Here is a 19,840-nt window from a genome sequence, read left to right as displayed (position 1 = left end):
ACCGAATAATCAACGTTCCACCCATGAGCTGACCGTGCAGAACATTTGCCTGCAATCGGTACTGTGCTCCTTAGAAAGGAGGTGATCCAGCCGCACCTTCCGGTACGGCTACCTTGTTACGACTTCGTCCCAATCGCCAGTCCCACCTTCGACAGCTCCCTCCCACAAGGGGTTGGGCCACCGGCTTCGGGTGTTACCGACTTTCGTGACGTGACGGGCGGTGTGTACAAGGCCCGGGAACGTATTCACCGCAGCAATGCTGATCTGCGATTACTAGCAACTCCGACTTCATGGGGTCGAGTTGCAGACCCCAATCCGAACTGAGACCGGCTTTTTGAGATTCGCTCCACCTCACGGTATCGCTGCTCTTTGTACCGGCCATTGTAGCACGTGTGCAGCCCAAGACATAAGGGGCATGATGACTTGACGTCGTCCCCACCTTCCTCCGAGTTGACCCCGGCGGTCTCCTGTGAGTCCCCATCATCCCGAAGGACATGCTGGCAACACAGAACAAGGGTTGCGCTCGTTGCGGGACTTAACCCAACATCTCACGACACGAGCTGACGACAGCCATGCACCACCTGTACACCGACCACAAGGGGGCGACCATCTCTGGCCGTTTCCGGTGTATGTCAAGCCTTGGTAAGGTTCTTCGCGTTGCGTCGAATTAAGCCACATGCTCCGCTGCTTGTGCGGGCCCCCGTCAATTCCTTTGAGTTTTAGCCTTGCGGCCGTACTCCCCAGGCGGGGAACTTAATGCGTTAGCTGCGGCACCGACGACGTGGAATGTCGCCAACACCTAGTTCCCACCGTTTACGGCGTGGACTACCAGGGTATCTAATCCTGTTCGCTCCCCACGCTTTCGCTCCTCAGCGTCAGTAATGGCCCAGAGATCCGCCTTCGCCACCGGTGTTCCTCCTGATATCTGCGCATTTCACCGCTACACCAGGAATTCCGATCTCCCCTACCACACTCTAGCTAGCCCGTATCGAATGCAGACCCGGGGTTAAGCCCCGGGCTTTCACACCCGACGTGACAAGCCGCCTACGAGCTCTTTACGCCCAATAATTCCGGACAACGCTTGCGCCCTACGTATTACCGCGGCTGCTGGCACGTAGTTAGCCGGCGCTTCTTCTGCAGGTACCGTCACTTTCGCTTCTTCCCTGCTGAAAGAGGTTTACAACCCGAAGGCCGTCATCCCTCACGCGGCGTCGCTGCATCAGGCTTTCGCCCATTGTGCAATATTCCCCACTGCTGCCTCCCGTAGGAGTCTGGGCCGTGTCTCAGTCCCAGTGTGGCCGGTCGCCCTCTCAGGCCGGCTACCCGTCGTCGCCTTGGTGAGCCATTACCTCACCAACAAGCTGATAGGCCGCGGGCTCATCCTGCACCGCCGGAGCTTTCGACCCTCACAGATGCCTGCAAGAGTGATATCCGGTATTAGACCCCGTTTCCAGGGCTTGTCCCAGAGTGCAGGGCAGATTGCCCACGTGTTACTCACCCGTTCGCCACTAATCCACCCCGAAGGGCTTCATCGTTCGACTTGCATGTGTTAAGCACGCCGCCAGCGTTCGTCCTGAGCCAGGATCAAACTCTCCGTGAATGTTTTCCCGTGATCGGGACAACACGCACGAGAGCGGAACGAGAGGAGGAATGATCCCCTCGCATCCAGCGTCCTCGCTGTGTTTTGTTTCAAAGGAACCTCATCCACGGCTATCACTGCCATGGACGGGGTATCAACATATCTGGCGTTGATTTTTGGCACGCTGTTGAGTTCTCAAGGAACGGACGCTTCCTTTGTACTCACCTAAGAGACTCTCTCAGGCTTTCCTCCGGGCAGTTTCCCTTCGGTCTTGCGTCTCCGACTCTATCAGACCTTTTCTCGATCCGATTTCCTCGGTGCTTTCCAGGTTCCCGCTTTTGTTTCGCGGTTTCCTTTCCGGCGGACCCGACTTTATCAGAAGTTCTGAGTCGGTTTTCCCGGCCCCTCTCGGGGACTCGTTCCGGCGCGTGGCACGGCCCGGGTTCCCTTCAGGCGGAGCCGTAAACGTACTGGAGCGGGGCGCCCCGATGCAAATCGAGGTGCCCCGCTCCGGGTTCACGTGCTACGACCAGGTGCGACCGGGTCGTACGTCGCTCAGACCTCCACCACGACGGGGAGGATCATCGGCCGGCGCCGATAGTTGTCCGAGACCCACTTGCCGAGGGTCCGGCGGATGAGTTGTTGCAGTTGGTGGGGCTCGACCACGCCGTCCTGGGCCGAGCGCTCCAGGACCTCGTTGATCCTCGGGACGACGTCGGCGAAGGCCGAGTCGTCGATGCCCGAGCCGCGGGCCTGGATGTGCGGGCCGCCGGTGATCTTGCCGGTGGAGGAGTCCACGACGACGAAGACCGAGATGATGCCCTCGTCACCGAGGATCTTCCGGTCCTTCAGCGCCGGCTCGCCGACGTCGCCGACCGAGAGGCCGTCGACGTAGACATAGCCCGCCTGGACCTTGCCGGAGATCTTGGCGTTGCCCTCGAGGAGGTCGACGGCGATGCCGTCCTCGGCGATGACGATGTGGTCGTGCGGGATGCCCGTCATGGCGCCCAGCTCGGCGTTGGCGCGCAGGTGGCGCCATTCGCCGTGGACCGGCATCAGGTTCTTCGGGCGGCAGATGTTGTAGAAGTACAGCAGCTCGCCCGCGGACGCGTGGCCCGAGACATGGACCTTGGCGTTGCCCTTGTGGACGACGTTCGCGCCCCAGCGGGTCAGGCCGTTGATCACGCGGTAGACCGCGTTCTCGTTGCCCGGGATCAGGGACGACGCCAGGATCACCGTGTCGCCGGGGACGATGCGGATCTGGTGGTCGCGGTTGGCCATCCGGGACAGGGCCGCCATCGGCTCGCCCTGGGAACCCGTGCAGACCAGGACCACCTCGTGGTCCGGGAGGTCGTCGAGGGTCTTGACGTCCACGACCAGGCCCGGCGGGACCCGCAGATAGCCCAGGTCGCGTGCGATGCCCATGTTGCGGACCATCGAGCGGCCCACGAAGGCGACCCGGCGGCCGTACTCGTGCGCGGTGTCCAGGATCTGCTGGATGCGGTGGACGTGGCTGGCGAAGCTGGCCACGATGATCCGCTTGCGGGCGTTGGCGAAGACCGTGCGCAGGACGTTGGAGATGTCCCGCTCGGGCGGTACGAAGCCGGGGACCTCGGCGTTGGTCGAGTCGGAGAGGAGGAGGTCGATGCCTTCTTCACTCAGACGGGCGAACGCGTGCAGGTCGGTGAGCCGTCCGTCCAGCGGGAGCTGGTCCATCTTGAAGTCGCCGGTGTGGACGGCCATGCCGGCGGGGGTGCGGATCGCCACGGCGAGCGCGTCCGGGATGGAGTGGTTGACCGCGATGAACTCGCAGTCGAAGGGGCCGATGCGCTCGCGGTTCCCCTCCACCACCTCGAGGGTGTACGGGCGGATGCGGTGCTCCTGGAGCTTCGCCTCGATGAGGGCGAGGGTCAGCTTGGAGCCGATCAGCGGGATGTCCGGCTTCTCGCGCAGCAGGTACGGGACGGCACCGATGTGGTCCTCGTGGCCGTGCGTGAGGACGATGCCCTCGATCTTGTCGAGGCGGTCCCTGATGGACGAGAAGTCCGGCAGGATCAGGTCGATGCCGGGCTGCTCCTCCTCGGGGAACAGCACGCCGCAGTCGACGATGAGCAGACGGCCGTCGTACTCGAAGACCGTCATGTTGCGGCCGATCTCGCCGAGACCGCCGAGCGGGGTGACCCGCAGGCCGCCCTTCGGCAGCGGCGGGGGCGGGCCCAGTTCGGGATGCGGATGACTCAAAAGACTCTCCTCAAACACGCGCGCCACGTACCGGTGGGCACGTGGCGCGCGTGACGTTCGTGCAGAAGCAGTTGTCGTTGTGGTGCAGGCACCGGTGGCCTGCTTATTCAGTTGTGAAGTCCGTTGTCAGAGCTGTACCCCGCCCGCGGCAAGATCGATCTTGAGCTGCTCGATCTCTTCGGCCGAGCACTCGACCATGGGAAGGCGCAGCGGTCCGGCGGGCAGGCCCTGGAGGGCGAGCGCGGCCTTGGTGGTCATGACGCCCTGGGTGCGGAAGACACCCGTGTAGACCGGGAGCAGCTTCTGGTGGATCTCGGTGGCCTTCTGGACGTCCCCGGCGACGAACGCGTCCACGAGGGCGCGCAGGTCGGGGGTGACGAGGTGGCCGACGACGGAGACGAACCCGACCGCGCCCACGGAGAGCAGCGGGAGGTTCAGCATGTCGTCGCCGGAGTACCAGGCGAGTCCGGAGCGGGCGATGGCCCAGCTCGCCCGGCCGAGGTCGCCCTTGGCGTCCTTGTTCGCGACGATCCTCGGGTGCTCGGCGAGGCGGACGAGGGTCTCGGTGCTGATCGGGACGCCGCTGCGGCCGGGGATGTCGTAGAGCATGGCCGGCAGTTCGGTGGCGTCGGCGACGGCCGTGAAGTGGCGGTACAGGCCGTCCTGCGGGGGCTTGTTGTAGTACGGGGTGACGACCAGGAGGCCGTGCGCGCCGGTCTTCTCGGCGGCCTTGGCCAGCTCGATGCTGTGGTGGGTGTCGTTGGTGCCGACGCCGGCCACGATGTGGGCCCGGTCTCCGACGGCCTCCAGGACGGCTCGTACCAGGTCCGTTTTCTCCGCGTCGCTGGTGGTCGGGGACTCACCGGTGGTGCCGTTGATGATCAGGCCGTCGTTGCCTGCGTCCACCAGATGGGTGGCGAGCCGCTGCGCGCCGTCGAGGTCGAGCGCGCCGTCCGCCGTGAAGGGCGTGACCATGGCGGTGAGGACCCGCCCGAAGGGGGTCTGCGGAGTGGAGGTCGGAGCCATGGGTAACACGCTACTCGTTGCTCACCCCGCGGTCTGCCCTCGGGGGGTTGCGGAAAGTCAGGACAAATGTGGAGCCCGGTACTGCCTGCTCGGGGGTTCAAGCAGTACCGGGTCCGTTTGATCAGGCTAGATGAACTTCTCTAAATGCCGCAATACGGACACTTCGCTCGGATGACCCGCACATGTGTACCGGGCGGGAGAACAAGCCTTCGCTACGGGGCGACACGGCCGTTGGCATTGAAGGCGGCGTGCGTCAGGGGCATGAGCTTCATCCACTCGGCCTCCATCTTCTCGCCCACCATCTCGATCTCCCGCTGCGGGAACGACGGCACCTTGGCCAGCTCGTGCTGGGTGCGCAGCCCGAGGAAGTGCATCAGCGAGCGCGCGTTGCAGGTGGCGTACATCGAGGAGAACAGCCCGACCGGAAGCACCGCCCGCGCGACCTCACGGGCGACGCCCGCGGCAAGCATTTCCTGATACGCCTCGTACGCCTGGACGTAGGACTCCTCCATGGTCCGGCCCACCAGCTTCTGCTGGTCCTCGGTGCCCTCCACGAAGACGTACTTTCCGGGGCGTCCCTCCTGGACCAGCTTGCGGGAGTCGTCCGGGACGTAGAAGACCGGCTCCAGCTCCCGGTAGCGGCCGGACTCCTCGTTGTAGGACCAGCCCACCCGGTGCCGCATGAACTCGCGGAAGACGAAGATCGGGGCGCTGATGAAGAAGGTCATCGAGTTGTGCTCGAAGGGGCTGCCGTGGCGGTCGCGCATCAGGTAGTTGATGAGGCCCTTGGAGCGCTCGGGGTCCTTCTGGAGTTCCTCCAGCGACTGCTCGCCGAGAGTGGAGACACGGGCGGCAAACAGGACGTCCGCGTCCGAGGCGCTGGATTTGACCAGCTCAACGGTGACGTCACTGCGCATGGAAATGTTGGGGTCGCCGGCGGGCACGGAAGGTCCTTCCCATCACATCTGTGGTCGGCGCCCACTTTACGGCCCGCCGAACGCGGTCCCGCTCCACCCGGGCCCGATGCTGGTGGGCGGGGACCCGGGCGGATAGCCTCACCGGGCACAGCCCACGCATGGACGAGTGAGGACCAGCCGTGCCCCTGCCCTTCATGACGGCCGACCGCGCCTACGAGACCGCCGACGACGCCCCGTTGCCCTTCGAGGACCGGGAGCGCTGGCGGCGCCCCTACCGGCCCGGGCCCTGGCGGGTGGCGACGGCCGCGCTGGCGCTGCTGCTCGCCTCGTACGTGCTGTTCGCGGCGGTCGTGATCGCGCTGACCGGCTCGGTGACCGAGGCCGGGGTCATCTTCGGGGTGTCGCTGCTGGTGATCGCCGCGGCGCTGCGGCTGCTGCGGATGGGGGTGTGGGTGAGCGCGCGCGGGCTGCGCCATGTGCGCTTCCTCGTCACCCGTACGGTGTCGTGGAACCGCGTCGCGGCCGTACGGACCGTGCAGCAGCCGGTGCGCTATCTGGGGCTGCCGCGGACCGTGCAGGGCCAGGCGCTGATCCTCGTACGGCGGGACCGGGCGGCGGAGCCGGCGACGCTGCTGACGACGCACGGGGCGGACTTCGTGGGGCGGGCCGAGGCGTTCGACCGGGCGGCGGACGCCGTCGAGGCGTGGACCGCGGAGAACCGGCCCGGCTGAGCCCTGGAGCGCAGAGAGGAAGGGGCCCGGTCCGCGTGGGTGCGGGCCGGGCCCCTTCTCGCGTCAGCGGGACGTCTGGTGCAGGCCGATGGCTCGCTGCATCGCCTTGCGGGCGCGCGGGGTGTCCCGGGCGTCGTGGTAGGCGACGGCCAGCCGGAACCAGGTGCGCCAGTCGTCGGGGGCCGCCTCGGTCTCGGCCTTGCGGCGGGCGAAGACCTCGTCGGCCGCGTCGCGGTCGATCCGGCCGGCCGGGGTGCGCTTCAGCTCGTCGACCGGCAGTCCGCCCTCGGCGTCCAGTTCGGCGGCGAGCGCGTTGGCCCGGCGGACGAACTGGGTGTTCTTCCACAGGAACCAGACGCCGATGACCGGCAGGATCAGCACCGCGACACCGAAGGTGACGGTGACGACCGTGCCGGACTCGATGAGCATCACGCCGCGGCTGCCGACCAGGACGAAGTAGAAGACCAGGACGGCTGCCGTGACGGCGTAGGAGAGCTTGGCGCGCATGGGGAATCCTCAGCCCAGGTCCAGGAAGTGCTCCAGGCCGAAGGTGAGGCCCGGAGTCGTCACCACCCGTCGGGCGCCGAGCAGGATGCCCGGCATGAAGCTGCTGTGGTGGAGCGAGTCGTGGCGGACGGTCAGGGTCTCGCCCTCGCCGCCCAGCAGGACCTCCTGGTGGGCCAGCAGGCCCCGCAGGCGGACCGCGTGCACCGGGACGCCGTCCACGTCGGCGCCGCGCGCGCCGTCGAGGGCGGTCGCCGTGGCGTCCGGGGCGGGCGGGCTGCCGGCCGCGCGGCGGGCCTCGGCGATGAGCTGGGCGGTGCGGGTGGCGGTGCCGGACGGGGCGTCCACCTTGTTCGGGTGGTGCAGCTCGATGACCTCGACGGACTCGAAGTACGGGGCCGCGATCTGGGCGAACTTCATGGTGAGGACCGCCCCGATGGAGAAGTTCGGCGCGATGAGCACACCAGTCTCCGGGGAGGCGGCCAGCCAGCCCTTGAGCCGGGTGAGGCGCTCGTCGGTCCAGCCCGTCGTACCGACGACGGCGTGGATGCCGTGCCCGACGCAGTACTCGAGGTTCTCCATCACGGAGTCCGGCGTGGTGAGTTCGACGGCGACCTGGGCGCCGGTCTCGGCCAGCGTCTCCAGTTTGTCGCCGCGGCCCAGGGCCGCCACCAGCTCCAGGTCCTCCGCGGCCTCGACCGCACGGACCGCCTCGGAGCCGATCCGGCCCCGGGCGCCGAGGACCGCCACACGCAGCTTGCTCATCTGTTGTGCTTCCTTACGTCGGGGGTCAGGCGACCGCGTCGTGCAGCCGGGCGGCCTGCTTGTCCTTGAGGGGGCCGATGACCGACAGCGACGGGCGCCGTCCCAGGATGTCGCGGGCGACCGCGCGGACCTCGTCGGGGGTCACGGCCGCTATCCGGCCCAGCATGTCGTCGACGGACATCTGCTCGCCCCAGCACAGTTCGCTCTTGCCGATGCGGTTCATGAGCGCGCCGGTGTCCTCCAGGCCGAGGACCGTGGAGCCCCGGAGCTGGCCGATGGCGCGCTCTATCTCGTCGTCGGACAGGCCGTGTTCGGCGACCTGGTCCAGTTCGTCGCGGCAGATCTTCAGGACGTCGTGGACCTGCGAGGGCCGGCAGCCCGCGTACACGCCGAACAGGCCGCAGTCGGCGAAGCCGGAGGTGTACGAGTACACGCTGTAGGCCAGGCCGCGCTTCTCGCGGACCTCCTGGAAGAGCCGGGAGGACATGCCGCCGCCGAGGGCGGTGTTCAGCACGCCGAGCGCCCAGCGGCGGTCGTCGGTGCGGGCCATCCCGGGCATGCCGAGGACGATGTGCGCCTGTTCGGTCTTGCGGCCGAGGAGTTCGACGCGGCCCGCGGTGCGCAGAATGCGGCGGCCGTCGCGCGGGGCGATCGGGACGGCGTCCGGGTTCTTGAGGGCGCCGGCCTTCTCGAAGGCCGCGCGGACCTGGCGTACGACCTTGTGGTGGTCGATGTTGCCGGCCGCGGCGACCACCAGGTGGGTGGGGTCGTAGTGCTTCTTGTAGAAGCGGCGGATCCGGTCGGCGGTGAGGGCGTTGACGGTGTCCACGGTGCCGAGGACCGGGCGGCCGAGGGCGTTGTCGCCGAACATGGTGTGCGCGAACAGGTCGTGCACGCAGTCGCCGGGGTCGTCCTCGGTCATGGCGATCTCTTCGAGGATCGCGCCGCGTTCGACGTTCACGTCCTCTTCGAGGATCAGGGAGCCGGTCAGCATGTCGCAGACGACGTCGATGGCGAGCGGCAGGTCGGTGTCGAGCACGCGCGCGTAGTAGCACGTGTACTCCTTGGCGGTGAACGCGTTCATCTCGCCGCCGACCGCGTCGAGGGCGGAGGAGATGTCCAGCGCGGACCTGCGGCCGGTGCCCTTGAAGAGCAGGTGCTCCAGGTAGTGCGTGGCGCCGTTCAGCGAGGGCGTCTCGTCGCGGGAGCCGACGTGGGCCCAGATGCCGAAGGTCGCGGAGCGCACCGACGGCAGGGTCTCGGTGACGATGCGCAGACCGCCCGGGAGGGTGGTCTTGCGGACCGTGCCGATGCCGTTCTCGCCCTTGATCAGGGTTTGGGTACGGGCGACGGCCCGCGCCTCCGAGGAGGTGCGGGCCGTCGCCTGGGAGCTACGGGACGTCACTGCTCGGCGTCGTCCTTCTTCTCGTCCGAGGCGGCTTCCTCGCCCTCGATCACGGGGATGAGGGAGAGCTTGCCGCGGGAGTCGATCTCGGCGATCTCGACCTGGACCTTCTGGCCCACACCGAGGACGTCCTCGACGTTCTCCACGCGCTTGCCGCCGGCGAGCTTGCGGATCTGCGAGATGTGCAGCAGACCGTCCTTGCCCGGGAGCAGCGAGACGAACGCGCCGAAGGTGGTGGTCTTGACGACCGTACCCAGGTAGCGCTCGCCGACCTCCGGCATGGTCGGGTTGGCGATGCCGTTGATCGTGGCGCGGGCGGCCTCGGCGGCCGGGCCGTCGGCGGCACCGATGTAGATGGTGCCGTCGTCCTCGATCGTGATCTCGGCGCCGGTGTCCTCCTGGATCTGGTTGATCATCTTGCCCTTCGGGCCGATGACCTCGCCGATCTTGTCCACGGGGATCTTGACGGTGATGATCCGCGGGGCGTTGGGGGACATCTCGTCCGGCGTGTCGATCGCTTCCATCATCACGTCGAGGATGTGGAGGCGGGCGTCACGGGCCTGCTTGAGGGCGGCGGCCAGGACGGAGGCGGGGATGCCGTCCAGCTTGGTGTCGAGCTGGAGGGCGGTGACGAACTCCTTGGTGCCGGCGACCTTGAAGTCCATGTCGCCGAAGGCGTCCTCCGCACCGAGGATGTCGGTGAGGGCGACGTAGTGCGTCTCGCCGTTGATCTCCTGGGAGATCAGGCCCATGGCGATACCGGCGACGGGGGCCTTGAGCGGCACACCGGCGTTCAGCAGCGACATGGTGGAGGCGCAGACCGAGCCCATGGACGTCGAGCCGTTGGAGCCGAGGGCCTCGGACACCTGGCGGATCGCGTAGGGGAACTCCTCGCGGGTCGGCAGGACCGGCACGATGGCGCGCTCGGCGAGGGCGCCGTGGCCGATCTCGCGGCGCTTGGGGGAGCCCACGCGGCCGGTCTCGCCGACGGAGTACGGCGGGAAGTTGTAGTTGTGCATGTAGCGCTTGCGCGTCACCGGGGAGAGGGTGTCGAGCTGCTGCTCCATGCGGAGCATGTTGAGGGTGGTGACGCCCAGGATCTGGGTCTCGCCACGCTCGAACAGCGCCGAGCCGTGCACGCGCGGGATGGCCTCGACCTCGGCGGCGAGCGTACGGATGTCCGTGACACCGCGGCCGTCGATGCGCTTCTTCTCCTTGATCACGCGCTCGCGGACGAGCTGCTTGGTCAGGGAGCGGTACGCGGCGGAGATCTCCTTCTCGCGGCCCTCGAACTCCGGCAGGAGCTTCTCGGCGGCGAGCGCCTTGACGCGGTCCAGCTCGGCCTCGCGGTCCTGCTTGCCGGCGATGGTCAGCGCGGCGGACAGCTCCGGGCGGACGGCGGCGGACAGCGCCTCCAGGACGTCGTCCTGGTAGTCGAGGAAGACGGGGAACTCACCGGTCGGCTTGGCGGCCTTGGCGGCGAGGTCGGCCTGCGCCTTGCAGAGCACCTTGATGAAGGGCTTCGCGGCGTCCAGACCGGCGGCGACGACCTCTTCGGTCGGGGCCTCGGCGCCGTCCTTGACGAGCTGGATGGTCTTCTCGGTGGCCTCGGCCTCGACCATCATGATCGCGACGTCGCCGTCCTCCAGGACGCGGCCCGCGACGACCATGTCGAAGACGGCGTCCTCGAGCTCGGTGTGCGTCGGGAAGGCCACCCACTGGCCGCGGATCAGCGCGACGCGGACGCCGCCGATCGGGCCGGAGAAGGGCAGACCGGCGAGCTGCGTGGACGCGGAGGCGGCGTTGATCGCCACGACGTCGTACAGGTGGTCGGGGTTGAGCGCCATGATCGTGGCGACGACCTGGATCTCGTTGCGCAGGCCCTTCTTGAAGGACGGGCGCAGCGGGCGGTCGATCAGGCGGCAGGTGAGGATGGCGTCCTCGGAGGGACGGCCCTCACGGCGGAAGAAGCTGCCGGGGATCTTGCCGGCGGCGTACATCCGCTCCTCGACGTCCACCGTGAGGGGGAAGAAGTCGAGCTGGTCCTTGGGGTTCTTGGAGGCGGTGGTGGCCGACAGCACCATGGTGTCGTCGTCCAGGTACGCCACGGCGGAGCCGGCGGCCTGCTTGGCCAGGCGGCCCGTCTCGAAGCGGATGGTGCGGGTGCCGAAGGCGCCGTTGTCGATGACGGCCTCGGCGTAGTGGGTCTCGTTCTCCACTAGCGTTTTCTCCTCGTCTTCGTCCCTGATCCGCCCGTGTGGCGGGGGGACGGTGGCGGAGAGGCGCTCCGTGCCGTGCGGGCCGGTCTTCGATCGAAGCACCCGGGGCTCTTTCGCCCGGGGGCCACTACCGAGGACCGGCGGCGGTGGGGTGCGCTTCTCCTCGTTCGGTGTGCGTGTGGTGCGCGTGGTGCGTGTCGTGCGGGGTGCGTGCTGGCGGGGCACTCGGTGCGAGTGCGTGTCATCACGCTGTGTCGTGCGTATTGCGTTGTGCTACCACACTACAAAGGGGTGGTGACAGTCCGCACGTTTCGGTACGTACGCAGGGTGCGTACAGCAAAGGGAGCGGCTCCCAGAACGGGAACCGCTCCCTGTACGGCGTCTTACTTGGCGCCGGCCGCACCGCGGCGGATGCCGAGGCGGTCGACCAGCGTACGGAAGCGCTGGATGTCCTTCTTGGCCAGGTACTGAAGCAGGCGGCGACGCTGGCCGACCAGGATCAGCAGACCACGGCGGGAGTGGTGGTCGTGCTTGTGGGTCTTGAGGTGCTCGGTCAGGTCGGAGATCCGACGCGAGAGCATGGCGACCTGGACCTCGGGAGAGCCGGTGTCGCCCTCCTTCTGGCCGAACTCGGCGATGATCTGCTTCTTCGTAGCGGCGTCGAGCGACACGCGTACTCCTCGTAGTCTGTGAGTGGCCACCGAGTGCCCCCGGTCTCTGTCTCGGGGGAGCTTCCACAACTCGGAAGGCGGGGATCCGCTGGGCGCGGCCTCCAGGGCTTCCCTCTCGGGGCTCCGGGGGTGCGTACACAAACGGCCGACAGCCAGGGTACCAGCAGGTGGGTACCGCTCTCGCCCGGGTTTCCGAAGGCCGTGGCCGGCGGGGGCTCTGCCACTAGGGTGAACGGTCGGATCATCCGTACGTCGGGAAGGGGTCGCTTCGCCATGGCGGAGGAAGTGAACGAGGACGTCAAGGCACGCAAGGAGCGGGAGCGGGACGAGCTGTACGCGCTCGACATCTCCGGCGTGACCTGGGAGTGCGCGCCGGGTACGGAGCAGCACGAGGAGCGCGTGGAGATCGCCCACCTGCCCGGCGGCGCGGTGGCGATGCGGTCGTCCCTCGACCCGGCCACGGTCCTGCGCTATACGGAGGCGGAGTGGCGGGCCTTTGTGCTGGGCGCGCGGGACGGGGAGTTCGATCTGGAGCCTACGGTGCGTAACGGAGGGGTTTCGGGGGCGTAGAGGGTCGCCGGGGCGGTTTGGCTGGTGCCGGGCTGCGTGTCGGGGGGCGATACGTCGTCGCCCCCGATGCGCAGCCCGATGACGAGGAGCCGGTGCCTCCGCCGCGGCGGCGGCCGTGTCACCCGGCCCGGCCGGGCCGGGCCGGGCCGGGCCGGGCCGGGTGACACGATCGTGCGGCGGGTGAGGTTGACGCCCGGGTGTCCTGGAGCAGAACCGGAGCCCCGAGCCACTGGCGCCGCGTGGGGCCGCCGGGGCGCGCGTCGGCCGCCCAGCGGGTCGTACCGGGTCTCCGCACAGGCCGTCCCCGCGACTGCGGAAGGGACCACAAGGCGAAGCCACACCCCCTGTGCGGGGGGGGGGGCCGCCGCCTGTCAGGCCACGCCGCCGGATCACACCCGGTTGCCGTACGGCTCTTCCCGCGGCCGTGAGGGCACCTCGCGCCACTGCTCCCCGGCCACAACCTGAGCCTCATGGGGCCGCCACCGAGCTTCCGCCAGTCCTCAGGCCGCGGTCGCGCGCCCGCCGCCGAGTCCCCGCGGCTGGGGAGAGGACTTCACACCGAAGCTGTGGGAATCGCCCGGGCACCCTGCGCGCGCCCGCCGACCGGTTCGCACGCGGCCGCCGCACAGGCCTTCCCCACGGCCACCGTGCTCCCGTCGGGTCGCCGGTCGCCCACCTCGCGCGGGGCGCTGTCGGCCACCTACCACGCCAAGGGCCGGCCACCGACGGGATCGCACCCTGGTTGCCGCGCAGGCCGTCCACTCAGCCCCGCGTGCCGCCTCGGATCGCGGCACCCCCTGGCCCGCAACACCCGCGAGCCCTCACCGCGACGGCACCTCGCACGCCAGCCACTGCGCGGGCCCTCCCCGCCACTGCACCTCACACCACTGCACCCGGGCACTTGCAGAGGTCACACCACCTGAACCCCACCAGACCGCCACCTGCCAGGCCACACCCCGATCACCGCACAAGCGGCCCCCGCGACGGCACCTCGACGGCCACGCCACCCGTGCCCACGGGCCGCCGTCGGCCACAGACCCGATCACACGCCGACCATTGCACCGGCCCTCCCCGCGCCCCACAGCGCAGTTCCCCCGGCACCCGAGCCCCACCGGGCTGCGGCCGGCCACCGAGCCGATCACGCCCCAGCCACCGCCCAGATCGCCCCCGCAGCCACGGGCGCCGCCCCGCATCACGGCGCCCCGGGCTCACGCCGGTCGAACCCCAACGCGCCGCCGTCGGCCACACGCCGGGGCACCGCACAAGTCCTCCCCGCCGACGGGAGGGTGCCCCGCACTCAGCTGGTCATCGCCCGGGCCGCCGCGTACACGTCGAAGACCGCCAGGGACAGGGGGACCAGGGTCAGCAGGACGAAGCCCTCGGCGATTTCCATGAAGCGGCCCCAGAACGGGGTGACGCCGCCGCGGGAGGCGATGAGGCCGATCGCGGTGACGATCGCCGACGTGGCCGCGATCGCGGCGGTCAGCCAGATGGTGCGGAGGTCGAGGTCGGCGCGGTCGCCGGTGAGGGCGTCGCGGATCGCCGGCAGGGGCGGGTTGAGGGCGAGGCCGAGGCCGAGCAGGACGAGGGAGGCCAGGCCCGCGGCCAGGACGGGCGCGACCTGGGCGGTGTAGCGGAAGAGCTGGGCGCGCATCAGCAGGGCGACGCCCACCGCGAGGGCGAGGAGCTGGGCCCAGAGGCCGTCGGCGAAGCCGAGGACCGCGCAGGAGCCGACGGCGATCAGCGCGCAGCCGCCGACCAGGCCGACGAGGAGTTCGTGGCCGCGGCGCGCCTGGGCGGTGATGCGGTCGACGTCGACCGGTTCCTGGGGCGCGGGGTCGGCGCCGTAGCGGCTGCGCGGGGTGGTGTCGGGGGCGTCGAAGCCGATCGGGAGCCGGGCGAAGCGCATGGACAGGCCGGGCAGGAACGCCAGGGCGCCGATGGCGACCGGGGCGCACAGGGCGGCGATCTCGGACGGCGTCCAGTGCGCGAGGATCCCGGAGAACACGGCGACGAGCGCCAGCCCGGAGGCGACCGTGAAGGCGACGAACGGGCCGTCGCCGCCGGGCGAGCACAGGGTGAGCAGCACCGCGGCGAGCAGGACGGCCGCGCAGGCCAGCAGGAACTGGAGCTTGCCGATGCCCTGGCCGTCGGCGAGCGGGAGAAGTCCGGAGCCCGCGACGCCGACGTTCGGCAGGGCGCCGAGGCCCAGGGCGACGGCGGAGGCGCGGTCGTCGTAGACCCGGGCCCGGACGCAGGCGAGGGTGACGAGCAGGACGCCGGCGACCGCGGCGAGGACGCCGGGCAGCGAGTGCATGTCGTGGCGGGGGTCGCCGGTCCACGCGACGAAGGCGAGCAGGGCGGGCAGGACGGCGCCGCCGACGAGGCCCGCCGCACGGGTGAGGTCGCCGCCCCACAGGGTGTGTTCGCGGGTCACGGCCGAGGCGACGGCCTCGGACACGTCGTCGTAGACGGCCGGCGGCAGCGACTCGGAGAACGGGCGCAGGGTGAGGAGTTCGCCGTCGAGGATGTGCTGGGCGGCGAAGGAGCGCGAGCCGTCGAGGACGCGGCCGTCGCGGCGGACCAGGTGGTAGCCCACCGGGGCGCCCTCGGCGGGGCTCTGCCGGGAGAGCCGCAGGATCTCGGGGTAGATGTCGACGACGGGGACGTCGTCGGGCAGGGCCACGTCGATCCTGCTGTCGGGCGCGACGATGGTGACCCGGCAGAAGCCGAGCCCGGTCCCGGAGACGGTTCCCGACCCGGAGCCGGTCGCGGAGCCGGCTCCGTGCCCTCCTCCGGTGGCTGCCGCGGACGCCGTGATGCTCACCTGACTGCTCCCCCTCAGTGATGGTTCCGCGTGGGCGGTGTGAAAGTCCTGCGCCGGTTCGCGCCCCGGAGGACCGAGAGGTCCGGCCGGGCGGCACGGCACCTGCCGTCGGGCGTCCGCCGGGCGCCGATCCATCCCGAATCCCGCGGAATGTCCGGGCCTTCGTGGCCCCCGTCGCATGTGCTCACGCGAACATCCGGCACCCTACCGCCCCCTCGTCGCACAAGAAGTCAGTAGGATCACGCGGCGGCCTGCGTCCGCCTGACACGGGGTGGCGGACGGTTTTACCCGGAACTGCCCGGGGCCGCTGAGGGAATTGGTGAGCAGTGAGCCACATCGTCGTGAAGCGGCCGCCGCGGTCGCTGCCGTCCGAAGTGCCCACGGGCGAGATCGCCGTACAGCCTCCGCCCGAACTGCCGCGGGGGCACCAGGAGAGCGTGCTGATGCAACTCCTGCCGACGCTCGGCATGGGTGGCTCGGTGGTCTTCTTCTTCACGAGCGGTCAGCCGTTCATGAGGATCATGGGCATGATCATGATCGCCTCGACGATCGCCATGTCGGTGGCGATGGTGGTGCGCTTCCGGCGCGGCTCCCAGGGGCAGTTGGCGGATCTCCGCCGCGACTACCTGAGTTATCTGCGGCAGACCCGCCGCGGCACGCTGGACACCGCGCGGGCGCAGCGCGACGCCCAGTACTTCCTGCACCCGTCCCCCGAACAGCTCTGGGCGCTGGTCGCCGAGGGCAGCCGGGTGTGGGAACGGCGGCCGGGCGACGAGGACTTCGCGCAGGTCCGGATCGGGCTCGGCGCGCAGGCGCTGGCCACCCCGCTCGTCGCCCCCGAGACCGGCCCCGTCGAGCAGTTGGAGCCGCTGACGGCGGGCGCGCTCCAGCGGTTCCTGGCCGTCCACGGCACCCTGGAGGACCTGCCGATGGCGGTCTCCCTGCGGGCCTTCTACCACGTGACGATCAGCGGCGAGCCGCAGTCCGTTCGGTCCTCCGCGCGCGCGATGGCGGGTTCGCTGGCCGCGCTGCACTCCCCCGAGGACCTGGTCCTGGTGGTCGCGGCGGGCCGGGAGGAGCTGGCGCACTGGGAGTGGGCCAAGTGGCTGCCGCACGTGCAGACGTCGGACGCGGTGGACGGGGCGGGCAGCCGCCGGCTGATCGGCGCCGACGCCCGCGCGCTGGAGGACCTGCTCGCGTCCCGGCTCACCGGCCGGCCCCGGTTCCACCCCAACGCGACCCCGCTGCCGGACGAGCCGCACATCGTCGTCGTCCTCGACGGCCTGTCGCTGGCGGCCGACTCACTGCTCGCCAACCCCGAGGGCCTTCAGGGCGTGACGCTCCTGGAGGTCGCCCCCGGCGAGCAGAGCTCGGCCGGCGGCGACCTGAACATCGTCGTCGAACCGGGCGCGCTGCACCTGGAGTCGGGGCACGGGGTCGTGTACGAGGGGACGCCCGACGTCCTGTCGTACGAGTCCGCCGAGGTGCTCGCACGCCAACTGGCGCCGCTGCGCATGGCGTCCGGCGGTGACGACGACGAACCGCTGCTGGCCAACCTGGAGTTCACCGATCTGCTGAGCCTCGGCGACGCGGCGTCCGTCGATCCCCGGCGCACCTGGCGGCCGCGGTCGCTGGCGGAGCGGCTGCGGGTGCCGATCGGTGTCGGCGAGGACGGCCGGCCCGTGATGCTGGACCTCAAGGAGGCGGCGCAGGAGGGCATGGGCCCGCACGGTCTGTGCGTGGGCGCGACCGGTTCCGGCAAGTCGGAGCTGCTGCGCACGCTGGTGCTCGGCCTCGCGGTCACGCACTCCTCGGAGACCCTGAACTTCGTCCTCGCCGACTTCAAGGGCGGCGCCACCTTCGCCGGTATGGCGCAGATGCCCCACGTGGCGGCCGTCATCACCAACCTGGCGGACGATCTGACCCTCGTCGACCGCATGGGCGACTCCATCCGCGGCGAGCTCAACCGCCGTCAGGAGATGCTGCGGGACGCGGGCAACTACGCCAACATCCACGACTACGAGAAGGCGCGCGCGGCGGGCGCCCCGCTCCAGCCGATCCCCTCGCTCGTCCTGGTCATCGACGAGTTCAGCGAACTCCTCACCGCCAAGCCGGACTTCATCGAGATGTTCGTGCAGATCGGCCGGATCGGCCGTTCGCTCGGCGTGCATCTGCTGCTGGCCTCACAGCGACTGGAGGAGGGCCGGCTGCGCGGTCTGGAGACCTATCTGTCGTACCGGATCGGTCTGCGGACCTTCTCGGCGGCGGAGTCCCGTGCGGCGCTGGGTGTGCCGGACGCCTATGAGCTGCCGAACGTGCCGGGTTCGGGCTTCCTGAAGTTCGGCACGGACGAAATGGTGCGGTTCAAGGCGGCGTACGTCTCCGGCGTCTACCGTTCGGGCGCCCAGCGCGCCTCCCTGGGCGGCGGTCCGCTGCCGGTGGACCGGCGGCCGGTGCTGTTCACGGCGGCCGAGGTGCCGGTGCGGTACGTGCCGCTGCCCGAGCCGCGGTCCGGCGCGTCCGGCGCGGACGAGCCGGAGGTCGACGAGGCGCTCGCCGACACCGTGCTCGACGTGATCGTGCGCCGGCTGGAGGCGCAGGGCCCGGCGGCGCACCAGGTGTGGCTGCCGCCGCTGGACAGCCCGCCCTCGCTCGACGCCCTGCTGCCCGGCCTCGCCGCCGTGCAGGACCGCGGCCTCACCCAGCCCGGGTACGAGGGCGCGGGCCGGCTGGTGGTGCCGGTCGGCCTGGTGGACAAGCCGTACGAGCAGCGCCGCGACGCGCTGTGGGTGGACTTCTCCGGCGCGGCCGGCCATATGCAGATCCTCGGCGGGCCGCAGTCCGGCAAGTCGACCCTGCTGCGCTCCCTGATCTGTGCCTTCGCACTCACCCACACCGCGCACGAAGTGCAGTTCTACGGCCTCGACTTCGGCGGTGGCGCGATGGCGTCCGTGGCCGGGCTCCCGCACGTCGGCGGGGTGGCCTCGCGGCTCGACCCCGAGCGGGTGCGGCGCACGGTGGCCGAGGTGTACGGCGTGATGACCCGCCGTGAGGAGTACTTCCGTTCGGCGGGCATCTCCTCCATCGCCGACTTCCGTGCCAAGCGGGCCCGCGGTGAGATCTCGGTGACGGACCAGCCCTGGGGCGATGTCTTCCTGGTCATCGACGGCTGGGGCAACTTCCGTGCGGACTACGAGACGTTGGACCCGATCGTCCACGAGATCGCGGCGCGCGGTCTCGGCTACGGCATCCACCTGGTGCTGACGGCGTCCCGCTCGATGGAGGTCCGGGCGGCCCTCAAGGACCACCTGATGAACCGGCTGGAGCTGCGGCTCGGCGACACGATGGACTCCGAACTGGACCGCAAGGTCGCCGCGAACGTCCCCGCGGGCGTCCCCGGCCGGGGCCAGGCACCGCAGAAACTGCACTTCATGGCGGCGGTCCCGCGTATCGACGGGCTCGCCTCGGACACGGAACTCTCCGACGCCACGCAGGCGTTGGCCACCGAGGTCGCCCGCCACTGGCAGGGCGCGTCCGCTCCCGAAGTCCGGCTGCTTCCCCGGGAGTTCCCGGCGACGGACCTCCCCGCGGGCAACCGCCACCCCCGCCAGGGCGTCGCCTTCGCGCTCGACGAGAACAACCTCGAACCGGTCTACGTCGACTTCGAACAGGACCCGTTCTTCCTGGTGTTCGGCGAGAGCGAGTCCGGCAAGTCGAACCTGCTGCGCCTGCTGATCAGGCAGCTCGGCGAGCGGTACTCCGGCGACGAGTGCAAGCTGTTCGTGGTCGACAACCGGCGCTCCCTGCTGGACGTCACGCCGTCCACGCACCTGGCCGAGTACATCCCGATGTCCAACGCCATGGAGCACCACATGTCGGCGCTGGCCAACCTGATGCAGCGCCGCACGCCGACGGCGGACGTCACGGCACAGCAGCTCCGCGACCGCAGTTGGTGGCAGGGCCCGACGGTCTTCGTCGTCATCGACGACTACGACCTCGTGGCCACGTCCAGCGGAAACCCGCTCGCGGGACTGACCGAACTCCTGCCGTTCGCCCGGGACGTGGGCGTGCGGTTCATCATCGCCCGGTCCACGGCCGGTGCGGGGCGGGCTGGTTACGAGGCGTTCATGCAGCGCATCAAGGAACTCGGCGCCCAGGGCGTGGTCCTGGCCGGCGACCCCGGCGAGGGCGACCTCCTCGGCGGCGTCCGCCCCCGCCCGATGCCCCCGGGCCGAGGCATCTTCGTCTCCCGCCGCCGGGGTAAGCCGCTGGTGCAGGTGGGGTGGGCGCCGGAGGGGGCGTTCTGAGGGTCGGAGCGCCACCCGGTGGGGTGGTCCTCGCCGTCACGTCAAGACACACCCCGGCGAACGGGTGAAATACGGCGA

At 69.8% G+C, this 19,840-nt stretch carries 12 protein-coding genes and 1 rRNA gene; 3 read left to right on the top strand and 10 right to left on the bottom strand.

The window, feature by feature from the left end:
* Positions 1-74: 74 nt before the first annotated feature.
* The 4 genes from AFM16_RS28515 to thyX all read right to left on the bottom strand — a co-directional run bounded on the left by AFM16_RS28515 (position 75) and on the right by thyX (position 5,763).
* A 16S ribosomal RNA gene (locus tag AFM16_RS28515) occupies positions 75-1,600 on the bottom strand.
* 534 nt (positions 1,601-2,134) lie between these two features.
* Positions 2,135-3,820, bottom strand: a complete 1,686-nt coding sequence (locus AFM16_RS28505; RefSeq protein ID WP_030797143.1) for a ribonuclease J — start codon at positions 3,818-3,820, stop codon at positions 2,135-2,137.
* A 126-nt stretch (positions 3,821-3,946) separates the two neighbouring features.
* Positions 3,947-4,846, bottom strand: a complete 900-nt coding sequence (gene dapA / locus AFM16_RS28500) for a 4-hydroxy-tetrahydrodipicolinate synthase (protein ID WP_030797140.1) — start codon at positions 4,844-4,846, stop codon at positions 3,947-3,949.
* 212 nt (positions 4,847-5,058) lie between these two features.
* A complete protein-coding gene (gene thyX, locus AFM16_RS28495; RefSeq protein ID WP_051781077.1) occupies positions 5,059-5,763 on the bottom strand; it encodes an FAD-dependent thymidylate synthase in 705 nt (234 codons plus the stop codon).
* Positions 5,764-5,942: 179 nt separating this feature from the next.
* Here thyX and AFM16_RS28490 point away from each other — a divergent pair, with 179 nt between their 5' ends.
* Positions 5,943-6,494, top strand: a complete 552-nt coding sequence (locus tag AFM16_RS28490; protein WP_030797138.1) for an SCO5741 family PH domain-containing membrane protein — start codon at positions 5,943-5,945, stop codon at positions 6,492-6,494.
* A 63-nt stretch (positions 6,495-6,557) separates the two neighbouring features.
* Here the strand turns inward: AFM16_RS28490 and AFM16_RS28485 are convergent, their stop codons facing one another.
* The 5 genes from AFM16_RS28485 to rpsO form a co-directional block, all read right to left on the bottom strand.
* On the bottom strand, positions 6,558-7,001 hold the full coding sequence (locus tag AFM16_RS28485; protein ID WP_030797137.1) for a hypothetical protein: 444 nt from the start codon (positions 6,999-7,001) through the stop codon (positions 6,558-6,560).
* Positions 7,002-7,010: 9 nt separating this feature from the next.
* A complete protein-coding gene (gene dapB / locus AFM16_RS28480; protein WP_078635068.1) occupies positions 7,011-7,763 on the bottom strand; it encodes a 4-hydroxy-tetrahydrodipicolinate reductase in 753 nt (250 codons plus the stop codon).
* Between the two features lie 25 nt (positions 7,764-7,788).
* Positions 7,789-9,168, bottom strand: a complete 1,380-nt coding sequence (locus tag AFM16_RS28475; protein WP_078635066.1) for a M16 family metallopeptidase — start codon at positions 9,166-9,168, stop codon at positions 7,789-7,791.
* Positions 9,165-11,387, bottom strand: coding sequence for a polyribonucleotide nucleotidyltransferase (locus AFM16_RS28470; protein ID WP_030797131.1), 2,223 nt, complete (start codon positions 11,385-11,387; stop codon positions 9,165-9,167). Before AFM16_RS28470 ends, AFM16_RS28475 begins: the two co-directional genes overlap by 4 nt.
* Positions 11,388-11,770: 383 nt before the next feature.
* The gene (rpsO, locus tag AFM16_RS28465; protein ID WP_016432306.1) at positions 11,771-12,058 is read right to left on the bottom strand and encodes a 30S ribosomal protein S15; all 288 of its coding nucleotides are present in this window, start codon (positions 12,056-12,058) and stop codon (positions 11,771-11,773) included.
* 273 nt (positions 12,059-12,331) lie between these two features.
* Here rpsO and AFM16_RS28460 point away from each other — a divergent pair, with 273 nt between their 5' ends.
* Positions 12,332-12,628, top strand: a complete 297-nt coding sequence (locus AFM16_RS28460) for a DUF397 domain-containing protein (protein ID WP_030797127.1) — start codon at positions 12,332-12,334, stop codon at positions 12,626-12,628.
* Between the two features lie 1,297 nt (positions 12,629-13,925).
* On the opposite strand, the gene eccD is transcribed toward AFM16_RS28460, so the two are convergent.
* A complete protein-coding gene (gene eccD, locus AFM16_RS28455) occupies positions 13,926-15,455 on the bottom strand; it encodes a type VII secretion integral membrane protein EccD (protein WP_030797125.1) in 1,530 nt (509 codons plus the stop codon).
* A 326-nt stretch (positions 15,456-15,781) separates the two neighbouring features.
* On the opposite strand from eccD, the gene eccCa reads away from it, so the two are divergent.
* A complete protein-coding gene (gene eccCa, locus AFM16_RS28445) occupies positions 15,782-19,762 on the top strand; it encodes a type VII secretion protein EccCa (protein ID WP_030797123.1) in 3,981 nt (1,326 codons plus the stop codon).
* Positions 19,763-19,840: the final 78 nt, after the last annotated feature.

The sequence above is a fragment of the Streptomyces antibioticus genome (assembly GCF_002019855.1).
GTDB classification, from domain to species: domain Bacteria; phylum Actinomycetota; class Actinomycetes; order Streptomycetales; family Streptomycetaceae; genus Streptomyces; species Streptomyces antibioticus_B.
This window is presented reverse-complemented; position numbering and strand designations above follow the sequence as displayed.